Source organism: Nonomuraea sp. NPDC059007 (assembly GCF_042740555.1).
In the GTDB taxonomy this organism is placed as follows: Bacteria; Actinomycetota; Actinomycetes; order Streptosporangiales; family Streptosporangiaceae; genus Nonomuraea.
Genome location: NZ_JBHYJD010000033.1, coordinates 26,984 through 45,632, shown reverse-complemented (window position 1 = coordinate 45,632; position 18,649 = coordinate 26,984). Strand labels below are relative to the sequence as shown.

The 18,649-nt window shown below is 72.3% G+C and carries 17 protein-coding genes; 4 read left to right on the top strand and 13 right to left on the bottom strand.

Translation table 11 applies throughout. The annotated features are described in order from the left end of the window. Window positions 1–38 precede the first annotated feature (38 nt). Window positions 39–1,235, top strand: coding sequence for an acyltransferase (locus ACFWY5_RS39435; protein ID WP_379637896.1), 1,197 nt, complete (start codon window positions 39–41; stop codon window positions 1,233–1,235). Between the two features lie 169 nt (window positions 1,236–1,404). Then, window positions 1,405–1,794: a hypothetical protein gene (locus ACFWY5_RS39430; RefSeq protein WP_379637845.1), complete on the top strand. Its 390-nt coding sequence runs from the start codon at window positions 1,405–1,407 to the stop codon at window positions 1,792–1,794. A 39-nt stretch (window positions 1,795–1,833) separates the two neighbouring features. Here the strand turns inward: ACFWY5_RS39430 and ACFWY5_RS39425 are convergent, their stop codons facing one another. Continuing rightward, window positions 1,834–3,009: a macrolide family glycosyltransferase gene (locus tag ACFWY5_RS39425; RefSeq protein WP_379637844.1), complete on the bottom strand. Its 1,176-nt coding sequence runs from the start codon at window positions 3,007–3,009 to the stop codon at window positions 1,834–1,836. A 40-nt stretch (window positions 3,010–3,049) separates the two neighbouring features. Between ACFWY5_RS39425 and ACFWY5_RS39420 the strand changes: the two genes are divergently transcribed. Next, window positions 3,050–3,652 carry a TetR/AcrR family transcriptional regulator gene (locus tag ACFWY5_RS39420; protein ID WP_379637843.1) on the top strand — a complete coding sequence of 201 codons (603 nt, stop codon included), beginning with the start codon at window positions 3,050–3,052 and terminating at the stop codon, window positions 3,650–3,652. A gap of 10 nt (window positions 3,653–3,662) precedes the next feature. Here ACFWY5_RS39420 and ACFWY5_RS39415 read toward each other — a convergent pair whose 3' ends face one another. From ACFWY5_RS39415 to ACFWY5_RS39400, 4 genes are all read right to left on the bottom strand, one after another. Continuing rightward, window positions 3,663–4,877 (bottom strand): aminopeptidase, encoded by a 1,215-nt coding sequence (locus tag ACFWY5_RS39415; protein ID WP_379637842.1) that lies wholly within the window; start codon window positions 4,875–4,877, stop codon window positions 3,663–3,665. Then, on the bottom strand, window positions 4,858–6,000 hold the full coding sequence (locus tag ACFWY5_RS39410) for an MFS transporter (protein WP_379637841.1): 1,143 nt from the start codon (window positions 5,998–6,000) through the stop codon (window positions 4,858–4,860). The genes ACFWY5_RS39415 and ACFWY5_RS39410 overlap by 20 nt, the downstream gene beginning before the upstream one ends. Further along, window positions 5,997–6,512 carry an ArsR/SmtB family transcription factor gene (locus ACFWY5_RS39405; protein ID WP_379623439.1) on the bottom strand — a complete coding sequence of 172 codons (516 nt, stop codon included), beginning with the start codon at window positions 6,510–6,512 and terminating at the stop codon, window positions 5,997–5,999. Before ACFWY5_RS39405 ends, ACFWY5_RS39410 begins: the two co-directional genes overlap by 4 nt. A 96-nt stretch (window positions 6,513–6,608) precedes the next feature. Continuing rightward, the gene (locus ACFWY5_RS39400) at window positions 6,609–7,178 is read right to left on the bottom strand and encodes a TetR/AcrR family transcriptional regulator (protein WP_379637840.1); all 570 of its coding nucleotides are present in this window, start codon (window positions 7,176–7,178) and stop codon (window positions 6,609–6,611) included. 80 nt (window positions 7,179–7,258) lie between these two features. Between ACFWY5_RS39400 and ACFWY5_RS39395 the strand changes: the two genes are divergently transcribed. Then, on the top strand, window positions 7,259–8,692 hold the full coding sequence (locus ACFWY5_RS39395) for an MFS transporter (RefSeq protein ID WP_379637839.1): 1,434 nt from the start codon (window positions 7,259–7,261) through the stop codon (window positions 8,690–8,692). A 71-nt stretch (window positions 8,693–8,763) separates the two neighbouring features. On the opposite strand, the gene ACFWY5_RS39390 is transcribed toward ACFWY5_RS39395, so the two are convergent. From ACFWY5_RS39390 to ACFWY5_RS39355, 8 genes are all read right to left on the bottom strand, one after another. Beyond that, complete coding sequence (locus ACFWY5_RS39390) at window positions 8,764–9,027, bottom strand: DUF1883 domain-containing protein (RefSeq protein WP_379623433.1); 264 nt, start codon at window positions 9,025–9,027, stop codon at window positions 8,764–8,766. 451 nt (window positions 9,028–9,478) lie between these two features. Further along, a complete protein-coding gene (locus ACFWY5_RS39385; protein ID WP_379637838.1) occupies window positions 9,479–10,579 on the bottom strand; it encodes an alcohol dehydrogenase catalytic domain-containing protein in 1,101 nt (366 codons plus the stop codon). Beyond that, entirely contained in the window at window positions 10,579–11,487 is a 909-nt protein-coding gene (locus ACFWY5_RS39380; RefSeq protein ID WP_379637837.1) for a DMT family transporter, read from the bottom strand. The genes ACFWY5_RS39385 and ACFWY5_RS39380 overlap by 1 nt, the downstream gene beginning before the upstream one ends. A gap of 35 nt (window positions 11,488–11,522) precedes the next feature. After that, window positions 11,523–12,137 carry a glycerol-3-phosphate responsive antiterminator gene (locus ACFWY5_RS39375; RefSeq protein ID WP_379623427.1) on the bottom strand — a complete coding sequence of 205 codons (615 nt, stop codon included), beginning with the start codon at window positions 12,135–12,137 and terminating at the stop codon, window positions 11,523–11,525. Between the two features lie 10 nt (window positions 12,138–12,147). Beyond that, the gene (locus tag ACFWY5_RS39370; protein WP_379637836.1) at window positions 12,148–13,701 is read right to left on the bottom strand and encodes an FAD-binding oxidoreductase; all 1,554 of its coding nucleotides are present in this window, start codon (window positions 13,699–13,701) and stop codon (window positions 12,148–12,150) included. After that, the gene (locus tag ACFWY5_RS39365; RefSeq protein ID WP_379637835.1) at window positions 13,698–15,368 is read right to left on the bottom strand and encodes an FAD-dependent oxidoreductase; all 1,671 of its coding nucleotides are present in this window, start codon (window positions 15,366–15,368) and stop codon (window positions 13,698–13,700) included. The genes ACFWY5_RS39370 and ACFWY5_RS39365 overlap by 4 nt, the downstream gene beginning before the upstream one ends. Further along, window positions 15,365–16,891 carry an FGGY family carbohydrate kinase gene (locus ACFWY5_RS39360; RefSeq protein ID WP_379637834.1) on the bottom strand — a complete coding sequence of 509 codons (1,527 nt, stop codon included), beginning with the start codon at window positions 16,889–16,891 and terminating at the stop codon, window positions 15,365–15,367. Before ACFWY5_RS39360 ends, ACFWY5_RS39365 begins: the two co-directional genes overlap by 4 nt. Beyond that, window positions 16,888–18,321, bottom strand: a complete 1,434-nt coding sequence (locus ACFWY5_RS39355) for an MFS transporter (protein WP_379637833.1) — start codon at window positions 18,319–18,321, stop codon at window positions 16,888–16,890. Before ACFWY5_RS39355 ends, ACFWY5_RS39360 begins: the two co-directional genes overlap by 4 nt. Window positions 18,322–18,649: the final 328 nt, after the last annotated feature.

The window sequence follows — 18,649 nt, the reverse complement described above, 5'->3', positions numbered from 1 at the left end:
TGGCGCTACCCGCCGGTCAGGCGGACACTGGACCGGTGATGACCGCACGCAGCGAGCCCCTCTCGACGTCGCGGCCGGAACGGCGCACCGCCCTGGACGCCCTGCGGGCCATGGTCGTCGTCGGGCTGGTGTTCTTCCACTCCTCCCTGGTCTTCGACGAAGGCAGCGACTTCTACGTCAAGAACGCCGACACCACCGGCGTCACGATGATCTTCGCGGGGCTGGCGGTCGTGTGGGCGATGCCGCTGCTCTTCCTCATCGCCGGCGTGGGGTCGTGGCACTCGCTGGCCAAGCGCGGGCCGGGCGGGTTCGCGCTGGAGCGGCTGCAGCGACTGGGCGTGCCGCTGGTCTTCGCCATGGTCACGCTGCTGCCGATCCCCCAGTGGTTGCGGTTACGCTCACAGCCCGGCCACCACGAGTCGTACTGGCAGTTCCTCCCCGACTTCTTCACGGTCCATCTGGAGTGGGGCAAGTTCCCCTTCGTGCTGCAGGGCCGCTACGTCGAGACCGGGCACCTGTGGTTCGTCCTGCTGCTGCTGACGTTCGCGCTGCTGCTGGCGCCTCTGGTGCGGTGGGTACCGGCCGCGCGGGCCCGCGCCGCCTGCGAGCGGATGGCCGCGCTGACCGGCCGGCGCGGGACCATCCTGCTGCCCGCCCTGCTGCTCGGCGCCGCCTGCGCCCTGCTCGGCATCGAGCAGGAGTACGGCGGCTGGCACCACTGGACGTACCTGCTCTTCTTCGCCTGCGGCTTCGTGCTCGCCGCCGACAGCCGCTTCCGCGAGGCGATGCGGCGCGACGCCAAGCTCGCGCTGATCGCCGGGATCGCCTTCTTCGTCGCGGGCGCGCCCGCGTTCATCATCGCGGGTGACGAGATGTTCTCGGCCATGACGCCGTCCGCGATGGGCGCCAGAGTCCTGTACGGCGCGGCGGGCTGGTCCTGCGTCGTCGCCATCATGGGCCTGCTCGACCGCCCCAGCGCCCCCTCCACCCCTTCTGCCCCTTCTGGAGGCGGCAGCCGGTTCTACGCCTACCTGGCGCCCGCCGTCCTGCCGCTGTACGTGCTCCATCAGCCGGTCGTGGTCATCGTCGCGTTCTTCGTGGTGTCGTGGCACCTGCCGCTGGCGGTGAAGCTGGCCGTGGTGGTGCTGGCCTCGCTGGCGATCATCTTCGCCGTGTACGACGTGGCCGTCCGCCGTACCAGGCCGACCCGTTTCCTGTTCGGCATGCGCGTCTAGCCGCGAGCTCTATGATCAGGTTCGTCCTGATCGCTGACCTGCGGAGACGATGTCCGTCTCATGCGCCGTGCCACGCCGCTACGACCGCCTCCGCCGCCGGCCCCGCGCGCGTCGCTTCCACACGCGGATCGGCCGTCCCGCCCGGTGGCACGCGGATGCCGTTCCATCTGTGGGGCGACACTTCATGTTCGCCGCAGGCGGCTACGGCGAGCGCGACCTGACCTTCTTCGTCGACTCCGGGCTGGTCCATCTCCTGGAGGACGGCGGCACGCGGCGCCAGGCCGCCGTCCTCGCCACCAGGAGCCAGTACCGGACCTGGGGCGTCGCGCCCGGCGAGCTGTCCGGCACCCATCTCAGGGCCGCTCGCCCGCTGCGGCTCGGCCCGCTGGAGCAGGACGGACACCTGCTGTCGATCGCGCCGGGCCGGCGGCCGCCCTGGTCGGACCTGGGCGGGGTGAGGGTGGACGGCCTGCTCTCGCAGGCGTTCCTCGCCCGGTACGCCTGGACGCTCGACTTCGATCGCCACGAGTACACCTTCAGACCGGGATCACGGCCCTGAACGGATCCATCCTCCTCCACGCCACACCGCCGGCTGCGATCACAGGCCGGCGGCGATGAGCTTTTCCACCTCGTCGGCGGCGGCCGTCGCGCCGCCGGCGGTGGTCAGTTCGCCGTGCATCCAGTCGAGGCGGGCGCGGACCCGTTCGTCGTCCGCGACCTGTTCCACCGCCGTCCACAGCGTGGTGGCGTCGAGCTGGGACGGTTGGAGCGCCGTGCCCAGGCCGAGTTCGGCGATGCGGTCGGCGTTGGCCCGCTGTTCGGCCATCTGCGGCACCGCCACCATCGGCACCCGGCTGTGCAGGCTCTCCATCGTGCTGCCCATGCCCGCGTGGGTGACGAACGCGCGCGCGTGCTCCAGCACCGCCAGTTGCGGCACCTGCCGGCGCACCTCGACGTTGGGCGGGATCGGGCCGAGCGTGGCCGGGTCCGCCCCGCCCACGGACAGCACCACCTGCCATGGGCGGTCTCCGGCCGAGTCCAGCACCATGCGGTAGAAATCCGGCCGGTCGTTGTAGGCGGTGCCGAGGGAGACCAGCACCACGGGCAGGTCGCCGGACGGGCGCCACCCGCCCTGGTAGGCCCGTTCCGTCAGCGCCGGGCCCACGAAGGCGTAGCCGTCGCCGAAGGTGGCGCCCGCGTACTGGAAGGCACGCGGCAGCATGACCAGCCGCACCCCCGCCTCGCCGCCCTCCATGAAGCTCCGCAGGTCGGCGAAGCCCTCCCTGCGCAGGAAGCCCGCGATCGGCACGACGGTGAACAGGAAGCGCAGGCTCCGGGGATTGAACGTCGTGTATTTCTCGGCCATCGACCAGTGCTCGTTGCCGACCAGGTTGGGCCAGACCTCCGCGGAGGGAACCTGCCAGCGCCTGGTCATGATCCGCCCCCACCAGCCGAGCGGCCCGTCGTGGACCACCAGATCGGGACGTTCGCTCTGCGGCACCTGCGCCAGCATCGCCTTGGTCTCCTCGAACAGCATGCGCATGGCCCGGATGAACTCCTTGCCGTGCATCTGCGGCGCCCGCGCGCCGTCGAGCGACTCCCACAGCGAGGTGACCGGCACCACCTCGGCGCCGGTCTCGGCCACACGACCGGCGAACGCGGCCGTGGTGGCGAAGGTGAGGCGATGGCCCCGCCGGACGAGCTCCGCGGCGAGGCCGAGCATGGGGTTGACATGACCCGCGGCAGAGGGAGCGAAGAACGCGATGGTCGCCATACCGCTGTATTATAATACATAGGTATGAGAATGGAGAACCGTGCCGAAATGGGTTGACCACGACGAACGGCGGCGCCACATCGCCGAGGCGGTGCTGAGCATCGCGGGCCGCGACGGGCTGGACCGGGCCACCCTGCGCGACGTGGCGCACGAGGCCGGGATCTCGCTCGGATCGGTGCAGCACTACTTCGGCACCAAGGACGGCATGCTCCGCTACGTGGTCGGCTACCTGGGCGAGCAGGTCACCGCGCGGATCGTGGCCGGGACGGATTTCGGGGCGGAGGACCGTCCGGTCCGGGCGTTCCTGCGCTCGCTGGCCGCGGAGATCCTTCCCCTGGACGCCCGGCGCACGTCCGAGCGCCGGACCGGCCAGGCGCTGGCGGCACGGGCGCCCGGCTCTCCGGAGCTGGTCGAGGTCCTGCGCGAGAACAGCTCCTGGCTCCACGCCCGGGTGGCCGAGCTGATCACACGCGCGCAGCGAGACGGCCAGGCCCCCGCCCACCTCGACGCCGGGCAGGAGTCGATCGTGCTGCTCGCCCTGCTGGAAGGACTGGCGACCGACATCCTGCACGGCGTACGCGAGCCCGGACAGGCGCTGGCGAGCGCGCACTACCACCTGGACCGTCTGTTCACGACGGACTGAGGGTCCGGGGTCAGAACTGCCAGGTGTCGTCGCGCAGCAGCACCACGTTCCGGCCGGGCGCCAGGCCGGTGACGGTGACGTCGGGGCCGCCGACCATGAAGTCGACGTGCACGCGGGAGGTGTTCACGCCGGCCTCGTCCAGTCGCGCGGGGACGTCCGTGCGCAGGTGGGCGGGTACTCCGGGAGGAAGGCCCGCGCCCCAGGCCAGGTGGCAGGTGGCGTTCTCGTCCAGGAGGGTCTCCATGTAGGTGATGCCGCTTTCGCCCACACGCGAGGAGCGGTCGACCAGGGCGAGTTCACCCAGGCGGGCCGCCCCCGCGTCGGTGGCCTGGTGGGTGCGCACGACGTCGGCTCCGGTACTGGCCTTGACCTCGGTCACGACGCCGCCGGCGAAGGTCAGTTCGAGGTCGTGGATGACGCTGCCGTCCAGGGACAGCGGCCGGGTGGCGCGGACGGTGCCGTCGACACGCCGGTAGTCGGGGGTGGTGAACACCTCCTCGGTCGGCAGGTTGGCCTGGAACGGGCGGCCTTCGACGTCCCGCAGCCGGGCGGCGGTCCAGTGGGCGCCGGGGAGCAGGCCGATGGTCAGGTCGGTGCCGGGGCCCTCGAAGCGCACGGCGTCCAGGCGCATCTCGGTGAGCTGCCCGGCGCGGTCGAGCAGGTCGGCGATGCGTTGCCGCCAGGCGGCGCGCGGGTCGGGCTCGTCGAGGCGGAGGATGCGGCGCAGGTGCCGCCACAGCCGGTCCTCGTCGGGTTCGCCGAAGACGGTGCGGGCCCACTCGGGGGTCGGGCAGGGGATGATCGTCCAGCGGACGAGGTTGTTGAGCTGGAGCCGCTGGCGGGAGGTCAGGGACGGCATGCGGTCCAGCCCCGTGCGTACCGGATCGAGCCCTGCCAGGAGGTCCGGCGCGGCGGCGCCGCGGAGGTTGACCAGGACGCCGCCGTGCCGTTCGAGGTCGTCGTTGCGGGCGTCGAGCCAGGAGGGGACCTCGGCCAGCGTCGCGGCGTCCGCGTGCCGGATACGCGAGCCTTTGGCATGCGGGTCGAAGTACCAGATGTCGACGTAGCGGGCGCCCCTGGCGTAGGCGGCCTCGACCAGCGCGCGGGCGAGCGGGGCATGCTCGATCTCGGCGTTGATCAGCACCCTGTCGCCGGCCAGCAGGGGCACGGCCACGTCGAACACGACGTCGGAGTAGCGGGACAGGTCAGCGGCGGGAAGCGTCACGAGATGCTCCTTGGTGTTCGTCGTGGCGGACAAGAGGCAGGAACAGCAGAGCGCCCGCGGCGGACACGGCGCCGGCGAGGACGAAGCCGCCGGAAAGGCCGCACCGGCCGGCGAGGGCGCCGAGGGTCAGGGCCGCGCTGAGGAACCCGATGTCGAAGAAGGCCGTCGTGGTGGCCACGGCGGATCCGCGTGCGGCGGCCGGCACGCCGTACACCGCCATCCTGAGGAAGGCGGGCAGCCCCAGCCCCTGTCCGGCGCCGGTCAGCGCGATCGCGCACCAGGTTCCGGTGGGCGAGGGCCAGGCGGCGAGCAGGACCGATCCCGCCCCGGTCAGCAGGAGGGACGTGACGGCCAGGCGGGCTGGGGAGGCCGTGGCGAGCAGGCGCTGCCCGGCCAGCCGTACGGCCAGGAGAACGATCCCGTAGGCGAGGAAGTACGGGCCGCCGGAGCCCGCCCCGAGTGCGGCCAGGTGCAGCGGCAGGAAGGCGCTGACGACGGTGTAGCCCCACACGGAGGCCAGGTAGCCGAAGCCGGCTCGCAGCGCGGACCTGGGGCGGCGGGATGGAGCCTGTGGGGTGCCCGAGCCCGGCGGGCTCATGGACTTCGGCACGGTCGCGCCCGCGATCGCCGGCACCAGCGCCGAGACCGCGGCCGTGATCCAGACGGCGGTGAACCCGGCGGCGGCGTACAGCGTCTCGGCGACGGCCGGTCCCATGAGCAGACCGGCGTTGACGGCGACGGAGAAGTGGTTGATCGCGGCGCCGGGGCGCCGGTGGTCGCTGGCCAGGGCGGCGAGACCGACGTACACCAGCGCCTCACCGATGCCGGCGACCCCGCGCAGGAGGAGGAAGAGCGGCAGATCCCGGGCCGTGAGCAGGGCCAGGGACGACCCGGACAGTAACAGCGCGCCCGCCCACACGGCCGCCCGGCGTCCCGACCGATCGGCCACCCGCCCGGCCAGCGGCCGGGCGAGCAACCCGGCCGCCGCGGTGACGGCCAGCGAGACGCCCACCCAGCCCGTCTGCCCGCCCAAGGGGCCGGTGACAAAGCGGGGCACCGCGGGGATGAGCAGCCCGATCGACAGGAACGCACCACCCGTGCAGAGGAGCAGGCGACCGGTCATCGCTCATCACGTAGTTCGAGCAGGAGCGCCGTCATGCTGACCTTGACACCGTCACGCGGCGGGCCGGCGTGGTCGTGAACGAGCGCCACGGCCTGGCTGATCAATCCGACGACCTCCTCCCAGACGGGCCTGGCCAGCCACACCTCGGCATCGGTGGAGACGCGCTGGCGATCGGTCTCGGCCAGGCGCCTGCCCAGGTCGGCACTCATCGCCTGGTGAAGGAGCTGGCGCCCCTCCGATCGATCGATGCGGTCGCCGCTGGACACGTCGTACCGGTAGCGCCGCCGCGGGCGCCCCCTCCCGGCCGCGGGCTGCTCATCGGTCTGCCGCAGGAAGCCCGCCTTGGCCAGCTGCCGCAGGTGGTAGCTGGCCGAGGCGTGCGCGATGCCCAGCTCGTCGGCGACCTCGGTGGCCGACATCGACGTGCCGGTCAGCAGCGACACGATGCGGATACGCAACGGGTTGGCCAGCGCGCGCAACGGCACCAGATCGTCCCGCTTTTCCAAAGACATGTTGGGATTATGACTTACCCAACAACTCTTTGGAAAGTGGGCAGGCGCTCGCCGCCTTGAGATCGCCAGTACGTGCCCGCGAGGGCGGGGTCTGGATCAGGCGAGCAGCCGGTCGATCAACCCGTCGAGGTAGTCAGGGGTGAGCGGGACCGCGCCGAACAGGACGCGCACGTAGATCGGCGCCAGGAGATGGTCCAGCACCTCCAGTGCGCCGGGCGGGTCCTCGCCGCGGTCGCGGGCGCGGTCGAGCATGGCCTGCAACTGCCTGGTGCGGTCGGCCAGGAGTTCGTCGCGCGCCTGGAGGCCCTGCCGGCCCTCGCCTGACAGCGCGACGGTCAGCCGTACCAGCGCCAGGCCGTCGGGGCCGGTGACCTCGCGGGCCACGTTGGCGGCGTAGGTCCGCAGATCACCGGCCAGGCTGCCGGTGTCAGGCATCGGCGACTGCGCGTTGAGCCGGGTCAGCAGCACATCGCCGAGCAGGGCCTGGAGGTTGCCCCAGCGGCGGTAGAGGCTGGTGTCGGCCACGCCCGCGCGGGCGGCGACGTCGCCGACGGTGAAGTTCCCGTAGCCGCGCTCGCCGACCAGGTCGGTCACGGCCTGGTGCACGGCCGCGCGGACCCGGGCACTGCGCCCGCCGGGCCGCCTGGCCCGCCCCTGTTCATCCATGCTCCTCACCTTAACGCAGTCGAGACTTGCGTTAGAGTCTCTCCTAACGCAGTTGATAACTGCTTTTAGGAGGGATGTGCGTGAAAGCACTGCTCACCCTGACCTGCGCGGGTCAGTTCATGGTGCTGCTCGACAACACCATCGTCGGCGCCGCCCTGCCCGACATGCAGCAGCGGCTCCACACCGGGCTGACCGGCCTGCAGTGGATCGTCGACGCCTACGTGCTGCTGGTGGCCATGCTGCTGTTGTCGGGCGGCGTCTTCGCCGACCGGTTCGGCCGCAGGCGGGTGTTCCTGGCCGGGGTGGTGGTGTTCACGGCCGCGTCCGTGGTGTGTTCGCTCGCGCCCTCGATCGGCTGGCTGATCGCCGGACGCGTGCTGCAGGGCATCGGGGCCGCGGCGCTCAGCCCCGCCTCGCTCGCGCTCATCGCCGCCGCGTACCCCGCCCCGAAAGAGCGCGTCAGAGCGATCGGGTTGTGGGCCGGGTTCAGCGGCATCGGCCTGGCCGCCGGACCGCTGGCGGGCGGAATCCTGGTGGAGGCCTTCGGCTGGCCCGCCATCTTCCTGGTCAACGTGCCCATCGGGGCGGTCCTGCTGCTGGCCGGGCTGCGCGCGCTCAAAGAGTCCCGCAACCCGGGCGCGCCGCCGATCGACGTCCCCGGCACGATCCTGTCCGTCGCGGGCGTGGGCGCCGTGACGTACGGCCTGATCGAGGGCGGCTCCCGAGGCTGGACCTCGCCGGTGATCCTGGGCAGCTTCGCCGCCGGACTGGCGCTGCTGGCCGCGTTCGTCGTGGTCGAGAGTCGCGTGCCGGCGCCGATGCTGCCGCTGCGGCTGTTCCGTCAGCGGCTGTTCACGGTGTCCAACACGGCCATGGTGGTGGTCGGGTTCGCGCTGATGGGGTCGTCGTTCTTCTTCTCCCAGTTCTTCGTCTACGTCCAGGGCACGTCGATCCTGGTCGCCGGACTGCAGACCTTGCCCCTCTCGCTGGCCATGGTGGTCGTCAGCCCGTACGCGGGCCGGTTCGCGGCCAGGTACGGCTACCGCGTCGTCACCGGCATCGGCCTGGCGCTGGCCGGGCTGGGGCTGCTGGCACTGGGCCTCGTCCACGCCGACACCGGCTACGGCAACGTGTGGTGGCGGCTGGCGGTCGTCGGCATCGGGTTCGCACTCACCATGTCGCCGCTGACCGGGGCCGCCATCCAGGCGGTCAGCCCGCAGGAGGGCGGCCTCGCCTCAGGCGTCAGCAGCACCACCCGGCAGATCGGCGCGGTACTCGGCGTGGCGGTACTCGGGGCGATCGTGCACACGCGGCAATCCGGCGGCGCCTCCTTCGAATCCGGCCTCAACACCGCCTTCCTCGTCGCGGGGGTCGTGACGCTGGCCTGCGCCATGTTCACCGGCCTGTGGCTGACCGCATCCCGGATACCGAGGAGCGTTCAGGCCGAACAGCCGGGAGGCCGAACAGCCACCGAACCGCCCGTGACAGCTCCACCCAATCGGCCCACGTATTGAGCCGCTTGGCGTAGGCCTGCTGGGTCATCCGTGGCCCTCTTACGCGTGGGCGCGCGCAAGGCCCGGCGTGCTCAGTCGAAGAGCTGGCTGACCCAGACCTTCACCCGCCCACCGTAGCCGTCGACGACGAGGTACCAGTCGTCGTCATAGGGGACCTCCAGGACGACGGGGCTGGTGTCGGAGAAGCCGCCGTAGTACTCGTGGGCGTCCTGGTCGAGGTAGGCCTGGTACTCGTCGGCGTCCATGAGGCACACCCGGCGGGCCGAGCCACGCAGTTCCACCTCGAAGCGGGCGCCGACCGCGACAGATCCGAGGTCCCAGTACAGGTGCTGCATACGTCCTTGGTAGCCGCTCACGCGGCGACTAGGGACTGATTTGTCCGTTTTTTACGCTCTGGGGGGTGGCGGGGCACCACGGCGGCGCGCACCTCACCTGGGTTGCCGCCGCCAGGTTGTCGCAGTGTGGTGGCGCGCACCTCTCGTGGGTTGCCGACCGCACGTTCTCGCAGTGTGGTGGCGCGCACTTGTCGGCGCCCGGCCGGCCGCAGAACGGAGGCGGGCAGGGCGCGGGGACGCTGGATGCCTCCCACGGCAGGGCGTTGGCCACACCCCCTCCGGCGAGCAGGCAGAAGAGGATCGCCCCGGCGGTGACGACGAGGCGGTAGGCGGTGCGCATGGAAGCTGTCCCTTCGTGAAAGCGGTCCGGGCATCTCGGACGGGCCCGGCGCCTCGGTCAGCCTAGGAAGCGCGCGCCGAGCCGTTCGAGGACTTTCACGCCGGCGTGAAACTACCGGTCGAAGATGATCAGCTGGCGCAGGGTGGTGCCGTCGGCCAGGTGGTCCATCGCCTCGTTGATGGACGCCAGGCCGATCCTGGACGACACCAGCTTCTCCACCGGCAGCCTGCCCTCGCGCCACATCTGGGCGAACACCGGGATGTCGCGGGCGGGCAGTGCCGAGCCCAGGTAGCTGCCGACAATGCTGCGTCCCTCGGCGACCAGGGAGAGCGGGGAGATGGCGGCGCGGGCGCCGGGGGCGGGCAGGCCCACGCTGACGGTGCGGCCGCCGGGGGCGGTCGCGGTCACCGCGGTCTCGAACGCCCGCGCGCTGCCCGCCGCCTCGACCACGACCTCGGCCCTGGCCGGCAGGTCGGCCGGGCCGTACACCTCGTGGGCGCCCAGTTCGCGGGCGGCGGCGAGCTTGGCGGGGTTGGCGTCCACGCCGATGACCCTGATGTCGTCGAGGGCCAGCGCGGTGAGCAGGGCCGCCATGCCGACGCCGCCCAGCCCGACGACCATGACGCTCTGCCCGGGGCGCGGCCGGCCGACGTTGAGCACAGCGCCGCCGCCGGTCAGGACGGCGCAGCCGAGCAGGGCGGCCACCTCGGGTGGTACGTCGTCGCCGACCGGGACGACCGAGCGGTGGTCGACGACCGCGTGCGTGGCGAACGCGGACACCCCGAGATGGTGCAGCACCGGCGTCCCGTCCCGGTGCTGGCGGACCGCGCCGCTCAGCAGGGTGCCGCCGTTGTTGGCGGCACTGCCCGCGACGCAGGGCGTGATGCCGTCGGTGGCGCAGCCGTCGCAATCGCCGCACCTGGGCAGGAACGTCATGACGACACGCTGCCCGGGAGCGAGGCCGGGAACGCCGGGGCCGGTCCGTTCCACCACGCCCGCCGCCTCGTGGCCGAGGAGCATGGGCAGCGGCCGTACCCGGTTGCCGTCGACGACCGACAGGTCCGAGTGGCACACGCCCGCGGCCTCTATCCTGACGAGCAGTTCGCCCGGTCCCGGCGGGTCAAGCTCAAGATCACAAACCGTCAAAGGCCGCGATTCGGCGTACGGCCGCGCCCGGCCGATCTCTTCCAGGACAGCTCCGCGAATCCGCATCAGATCGCCCTTCTTGTCGAGAGGTTGGCCAGCAGCACCCCGCAGCCGCCCAGGACGAGCCCGGCGACCGCGAGCGGGGACAGCGGCTGCCCGGCCAGCGACCAGGCCAGCACCGCGGTCACTGCGGGGGTCAGGAAGAACAGGGTGCTCACCCGGCTGGCCGGCGCGCGCAGCAGCATCCGGTTGAGGAGGATGAACGCCGCGATGGAGTTGACCAGCGCCATCCAGCCCACGGCCAGCCCGAAGGCGGTCCAGTCCGACACCGCGATCGGCCCGGTCGCCACCCAGGCCAGCCCGGCGACGGGCGCGCTGACGAGCAGTTGGACGGCGGTGCCGCTCAGCGCGTCCATGCGGGGCACGTACCGCTGCTGGTAGAGGGTGCCCGCGCTGAGCCCGGCCAGCCCGAGCAGGCACAGCGCCACCCCGGAGGCGGACAGGCTGACGCGGTCGGCGACCGCCAGCACCACCCCGGCCAGGCCGAGCCCGAACCCGAGCCACTGCCCGGCGCCGATCCGCTCCCCCAGGAAGCGCGCGGCCAGCACGATGACCACCGGGTTCAGCCCCTGCACCAGGGAGACGACCGCGGCCGGCAGCCCGGTGCCGAGCGCGCTGAAGAAGGCGCCGAACTGCACGGCCTGGATCAGCAGCCCGGCCACGGCCACGTGTACCAGAGCCCGTCCGCGCGGCCACGGCACCCGCCTGACCAGCGCGTACGCGCCCAGCAACAACCCGGCGACGGCGAACCGGGCGAACATCAGCAGCAGGGGCGGCGCCGCCTTCACCCCCGGGATGCCGGCGATGAACGCGCTGCTCCACAGCACGACGAACACGGCGGGCGCCGGCGACCACCCGGAAGGCCACCGGACCCGCCGCGCGGGCGCGGCCTCCCGCACGGGGGCAGAGGTCATCGCAGGAGTCCTTCCACGAAACACGAACGCGGTTCTCAGGAGGCGTGCAGCGAGGAGCGGCGCAGGTCCCACAGCTCCTCGTCGGAGGTGCACACGCCGACGGCCCCGTGCTTCAGCGCCGCCACCACGTCGTCCGCGCTCTGCACGAACCCCGCGGCCAGGCACGGCACCCCGACCTCCCTGATCTGCCGCTCGACGTGCCGCAGCACCATGGCCGGCATGACCTGCACCAGGTCGGGCTGCGAACGGGTGATGGACTGCAGGCTGCGCCGCAGGTTGGACCGGTCGGTCACGAACACCTTCTGCATGGTCAGCAGCCCCATCCCGGTGGCCCGTTCGATCATCGCCTGCCGGGTGGAGCAGATCCCGACCGCCCCGATCCCCCGCAGGTACGCCAGCGCCCCCGGGTCGTGCCCCAGCCCCGGCGTCGAGTCGATGTTGACGAACCCGATCTTCCCGGCCTCCACGGTCAGCCCGACCGTCGCCGCCAGGTCGCCGAGCGGGATCGAGGCCAGGATGCCGAGCGGCGTGGCGGTGGAGGAGGTGAACCGCTCGGCCATCTCCACGCCGACCAGCGACGCCATGACGGGATGCTCGGCCAGTGCGGCGAGCAGGCGCCGGTCCATGGGGCGCTTGTGGCGAGAGTTCACCGCATCCACCTTAGTGCGCCGTGTTTTCGAAGGGTCCGGGCAGGCCCAGCTTGCCGGGGTTCATGATGCCGCGCGGGTCGAGCGCCCGCTTGAGCGCCACCAGGGTGTTGTGGCCCTCCCCCAGCGCGTCCCGCATGTACGGCGAGCGCAGCAGGCCGACGCCGTGGTGGTGGCTGATCGCCGCGCCGTGCTTGATGAGCACCTCGGCGGCGGCGTCCCAGGCGGCCCGGTACCAGTCCCGCCGCCGGTCGCGTTCGACGTCGCCGCGCAGCGAGAAGTACAGGCAGGCGCCGTCGGTGTAGGCGTGCGACTGGTGCGCGGAGGCGCGCAGGGTGCCGGGTACGGCCTCGATGGCGGCCACGACCTCGTCGTACAGGGTGGGCAGCGCGGCCCAGGGCCCGGCGATCTCGCAGGTGTCGGAGACGAACCCGGGGCCCCTGACGAAGCCGTCCGCGGCCTTGCCGACGATCATCCGCTCGTCCAGCCAGCGGGCGAGGATCGCGTCGCCGTCCAGGGTGACCGACGCGCGTTCCGCGCAGACCTCTTCCGCCACGGCCATGACGGCGTCGACCAGCAGCGGGTCGCCCTCGTCCGCGATGAGCAGCAGGTTGGTTTCCGGATGGCCGAAATGGGTGCCGCTCTCGTGCGCGTCGTACAGGCGCAGCGCGGCCGGGGTGGCGCCGCGCTGCAGGATCTCCCGGCACGCGTCGAGCCCGGCGGCGAAGGTGTCGAATCCGTAGGCGATGCCCGCGGCGTAGTCCGGCAGCCGGTGGGTACGCAGCCGCAGCCGGGTGATGACGCCCAGCGTGCCTTCCGAGCCGATGAACAACTGCCGCAGGTCGGGCCCGACCGCGGCGCGCGGGTAGGTGCCGTAGCTGGCGGTGGTGCCGTCGGGCAGCACCACGTCCAGGCCGACCACCATGTCCTCGATCTTGCCGTAGCGGGTGGAGAGCTGGCCGGCGCCGCGGCAGGCGGCCCAGCCGCCGACGGTGGAGATGGCGAACGCCGACGGCCAGTGCCCGGTGGTGGCGCCGTGGGTCTCCTGCAGTTCCTTCTCGAACAGGTCGCCGAACATGCCCGCCTGCACCTCGACGATCATGGATTCCGCGTCGTAGGACAGGATGCGGTTGAGCCGGCACACGTCCAGTACCACACCGCCGAACACCGGCAGCGCGGCGCCCAGGACGTTGCTGCGGCCGGCCGAGACGGTCAGCGGGATGCGGTGCTCGTGGCAGATCCTGACCACGGCGGCCACCTGCTCCTCCGCGTCCACCTCGACCACGACCGCCTCCGGGGTGGCCGGACGGCCGTCGGTCTCGCCGATGGAGGTGCCCGCCCACCAGTCGCGGGTGCGCAGGACCACCTCGTCCCTGTCGGTGTGCACGGCCGCGCCGACCGCCCGCAGCTCCGCCACCACGCTTCCGGGGACCGGCACCACCCGGTCCTGCAGGCTGGCCGGGCCCGTCCCCGGCGGGCAGTCGGCGGCCCAGCGCGGCGGGGTGGGCGCGCCGACCACGTAGTCGCCCCGGTTGAACGGGTGGGTGACGGTCTGCCTGCTGATCATGAAAGTCCCTCCATCAGTACGCTCTTCTCGCGGTCCACGCCGCGTACGTAGTCCTCGAGCTGCCTGGCCACCTCGTCGTCGGACAGTCCCAGTTCGCGCTGGAGCAGCCGGCCCACCTCGGGCGCCGCCTTGACCGACAGGTCGCGGGCGAAGATCCGCATCCGGGTGCGCCGCGACAGCACGTCGTCGACGTTCCTGGCCAGCTCGTACCTGGCCGCGTAGACCACCTCGGCGCGCAGGTACTCGCCGCCCTCGATGAGCGGCCCGGCCAGCGACGGGTCCTCGGCGATCAGGTCGGCGACGAAGCGCGCCTCGGTGCCGTACCGCTCACCCAGGTGGGCGCCGAGCCCGCCGGTCGCGGTCGTGGCCTCGGCGTCGTAGCCGGCGCCGCCGAGCAACGGCAGTTTGGCGGTACGGCAGCGCGCCTGGCGGCCGAGCACCTTCAGCGCCCGGTCGACCACCAGTTCGCCCATGTGCCTGCTGGTGGTCAGCTTGCCGCCGGTGACCGTGACCAGGCCGAAGGAGTCGGTGGTGATCTGGTGGTCGCGGCTCATGTCGAGCGTGGCGCCCTCCTTGGAGCCGACCAGCGGGCGCAGCCCGGCGAGGGAGCCGACCACGTCGTCCGGGGTGAGCTCGGCGTCGAAGGCGGTGTTGGCGCCGTCGAGCAGGTACCGCATCTCCTCGCGGGTGCACAGCACCTCGTCGGGCGAGCCGTCGTAGTCGGTGTCGGTGGTGCCGACCACGACCACGTCGCCCCAGCGGGTGCAGGTGGCGCGGCGGGCCCGGCCGGGCACCGGTACGGTCACCGTGCCGTCGATCGGCAGCCGGGTCCACGGCACGACGATGTGCACGCCCTTGGCCGGACGCACCCGCGCCCGGTGCGCCGGGTCGGACAGGGCGTCCAGGGTGTCGGACCACACGCCGGTGGCGTTGACGACCACGCCGGCGCGCACCTCGACCGTGCGGCCGTCCACCTCGACGCGGGCGCCGCGCACCCGGCCGCCCTCCTTGACCAGTTCGCGGCAGGTGGCGCCGTTCAGGACGGTGGCGCCGAAGTGGGCGGCGGTCCTGGCGATGGTCAGGGTCAGGCGGGCGTCGTCGGTGCGGCTGTCGTAGTAGAGCAATCCGCCCTTGAGCCGGTCGGCGCGCAGCCTCGGGGCCCTGGCCAGCACCTCGGCCACGCTGAGCCGCCGGTGCAGCCGGCCGATGCGCCAGCCGCCCGCCAGGTCGTACGTCCACAGCAGGCCTTCGAAGGCCTTGGCGACGCGCGCGTCGAACACGCCGTCCTGGGTGAGGATCGGCAGCACGAACGGCAGCCGCCTGACCAGGTGCGGCGCGTTGCGGCGGAAGCGCTGGCGTTCCAGCAGCGAGCGGCGTACCAGCGGCAGGTTGCCCTGCTCGATGTAGCGCAGGCCGCCGTGCACCATCTTGGAGGACTTGGAGGAGGTGCCCGAGGCGAAGTCGTCGCGTTCCACCAGCGCCACGCTCAGCCCGCGGGTGGCGGCGTCCAGCGCGGCGTAGCAGCCGGTGATGCCGCCGCCGACGACGAGCACGTCCACCGGCCTGGCCAGCCGCTCGATCTGCGCCTGGCGGTCCAGCCGCAGCGGGGTGCGCCGGATGGCGCTCCTGGTCTCCGATCGGGGCTTGCGTCCTGGAAGCCGGATCACGAGGGGGTTTCCTCCTGTACGTGCGAGATGTGCCGGGTGAGCAGGTCGCGCCAGCCGGCACGGGCCTCCTCGCGGGCGGCGTCGGGCATCGTGGGCTCGAAGACGGGAACGTCGCCGAGCCCGGCGAGCGCGGCGGGCAGGTCGGGCCAGAGCTGGGCGCGCACGCCGCCGAGGTAGGCGGCGCCGCGCAGGCTGGCCGTCTCGTTGGCGCGGGCGCGGCGCACCGGCCGCCCGATGAGGTCGGCCTGGGCGGCCATCAGCACGTCGCTGCTGGCCAGCCCGCCGCCGCAGAACAGATCGGTGACCGGCTCGCCCAGCGCCCGCTCCACCCCGTCGAGCAGGTCGCACACCGAGTGCGCGATGCCCTCCAGGACGCCGCGGGCCAGTTCGGCCCTGGTCGTGGACAGGCTCAGCCCCGTCAGAGCGCCGGTGGCCTCGGGTGACCAGACCGGGGTACGCATGCCGGCCAGCGCGGGCAGGAAGCGTACCCGGCTGGGCCCGGGATGCTCGCGGGCGAGCGCGGCGAGCTGGGCTGGCGAGTCGAACAGCCCGATCTCCTCGCACAGCCAGCGCACCGCGGAACCGGTCGTCGCGGCGTAGCCCTCCAGGCTGAACACCGCCGAGCCGCGCGAGCGCCAGCCGACCAGCGTCAGCACCCCCGGCACCGCCCGGCGGTGGGTGGGCGGCCGGTCACCGGCGACGGCGTCCAGGAACGTTCCCGTGCCGTGCACGCACATGGCCTGGCCCGGCCGGTGCGCGCCGAGCGCGATCATCGCCGCGTGCTGGTCGCCCATCACGGACAGCACCGGCAGTCGCACGCCGAGCACCGACGGTTCGGTGTGGCCGTAGTCGCCGTCCTCGTCGAGGATGCGGGGCAGGACCTCGCGCGGGCAGCCGAGGAAGCCGGCCCACAGCTCGTACCAGTCGCCGGTCCGCAGATCGTAGGCGCCGGCGGCGACCGCGTTGGTGGCGGACATGACGTGCCGGGCGCCGCCGGTGAGCCGCCACACCAGCCAGGTGTCGATCGACCCGAACGCCACGCGGCCCGCGTCGTGCGCCCGGCGGACGGCCGGGTCGTCGCGGATGACCTCGGCGGCCCACAGCAGCGGGGCGCGCGAGCCGACCGGCCGGCCGGTGTGCTCGATCAGGCGGGCGTCCCAGGCGGGTTCCCACGCGCGCAGCCGGGCGGCGTAACGGCGGTCCTGCCAGACCACGGCGGGGGTGAGCGGCTCGCCGGTGACGGTGTCCCACAGCAGCACGGTGGCGCGCTGGGTGGCGATCGACACGCCGGTGACCTCCACCCCGTGGGCGCGCGCCCACGCCAGGGCCTCCAGGCAGACCTCGGCGGTCTTCTCCCAGATCTCCATGGCGTCCTGCTCGACCCGCAGGTGGTCGGGCGAATGGACGGAGATGGGCCGGTACGCGGGCGGGGCCGCGCTGCCGTCGTCCAGGACGATGGCGGCGCGGGTGCCCGTGGTGCCCTCGTCGACGCTGAGGACGCCGCGCCGGGTTCCGCCGGTCATCGGCTCCCGCCTCCGGTCGGCAACGCGATCGCCTCCTCTTCCAGGTTGACCTGCACGCGGGTGGGGTCCCACTTGATCAGCAGGCAGGTGATCAGTCCGGCCAGCGGCACCACCGACAGCACCATGAGGCTGGCGCCCACCCCGATGCCCGCCTGCAACTGCGGGAACAGGTACAGGCCCGCGACCGAGCCGAAGCTGCCCAGCATTCCGGTCACGCCGGTGCCCAGGGTGCGGACGTCACTGCGGTAGGACAGCGCGGCGATCGACTTGCCGTTCGGGCCGGGACCGGCGGAGTGGAAGAAGATGAACAGCGCGGGAAGCAGCGCGGCCAGCGCGATCGGCAGGTCCTTGAACGTCGCGCCCATCACCAGCAGGACCGCGAACACCACCGCGTAGCCGGTCATCGAGCTGACCCGCAGCCCGAGGCGGCGCCCCGCGTAGGCCGACAGGCAGCCGCCGACGATGCCGACCGCGTTGAACGCCATCGATCCGATCGTGGCCTTCTCGAACTCCCTGCCGAACAGCTCCAGGCTGATCACCGGCAGGTACCAGCCGACCGCGAAGTACTGCATGGCCTGGGTGAGGGAGATGACCGTGGACAGCACCGTGCGCGGCAGATAAGGCTTGCGGAACAGCACGCCGGCGTCCCGCATCCCCACCTGCCGCGCCTGCGGGGCCGTACCCCCTGCCTGCGGGGAGTCTTCCTGTACGGCGAAGCCGTACATGTGCCGCAAGGCCGCGGCGGACTCGCGCAGCCGGCCCTTGGCGGCCAGCCACGTCGGGCTCTCCACCAGGAACGTCAGCTGCAGGATCAGCAGCGCCAGGGCGAAGGCGGCCGAGGAGCCCACCGACCAGCGCCAGATGTCCGCGCCCACGTCGAAACGGTAGAACACCAGCGTGAGCAGCAGGTTCGTGGTGGTGGCCGTGTACCAGACGCCTTGCCAGAAGTTGAGCCTGCCCTTGAGCGAGGCCGGCGTGTACTCGGCCAGCAGCGCCATGGCCACCGCGAAGTCGATGCCGTAGGCGATGCCGACCAGCGCGCGCCCGGCGAAGACGGTCTGGAAGTCGGAGCCGGTCGCGGTCAGCAGCGCGCCGAGCCCGAACACCACCTTGGTCAGGAGCAGCGGCTTGATCCGGCCGATGCGCGCGGCCAGCCAGCCGCCGAACGGGTTGGAGACGATGGCGACGGCCGGCGCCATGGCGGTGAGCAGGCCCACCTGGCCCGGCGAGAGGCCGAGCTGCTTGACCATGGGAGACAGGCCGGCGCCCAGGGCGGCGTTGGAGTAGGCGTCCAGGAACAGGCCCGCCAGGGCGAGGAACCAGATCCAGTTCGCCCTGAGGGGCAGGCTTTTCAGGGTGTCGATGACGTCGGCCGCGTCGGCTGCGTTGCGGATGCGGGTCATCGCGGTGTTCACGGGGGCGTCGCTCATGCCCAGCCGCCTTTCAGGGGGGTGTAGTCCCTTGCCAGCGGTCCGGAAATGACAAAAGCACAGACGAAGACCACTGACAGGGATGTCTTCGTCTGTGCCTGCCGATTGACCGGACACTATTCACCAGGTGTCCGAAATGTCAAGAAAGGGACCGTAAATCGGCCCGCACCATCAGGAGGCCGGCTCCCCCTGATCGCCGGTGGTCCCCGCCGATCCCTGAGCCGTGGCGGACCTGCGGAGCGGCATCCAGAAGGTTCTTTGGCCGATCCGATAAGCCGGGCGGCCCCGGGTTTGGCGATCACCCCAAAGCCGCACACCAGGGAGCGCT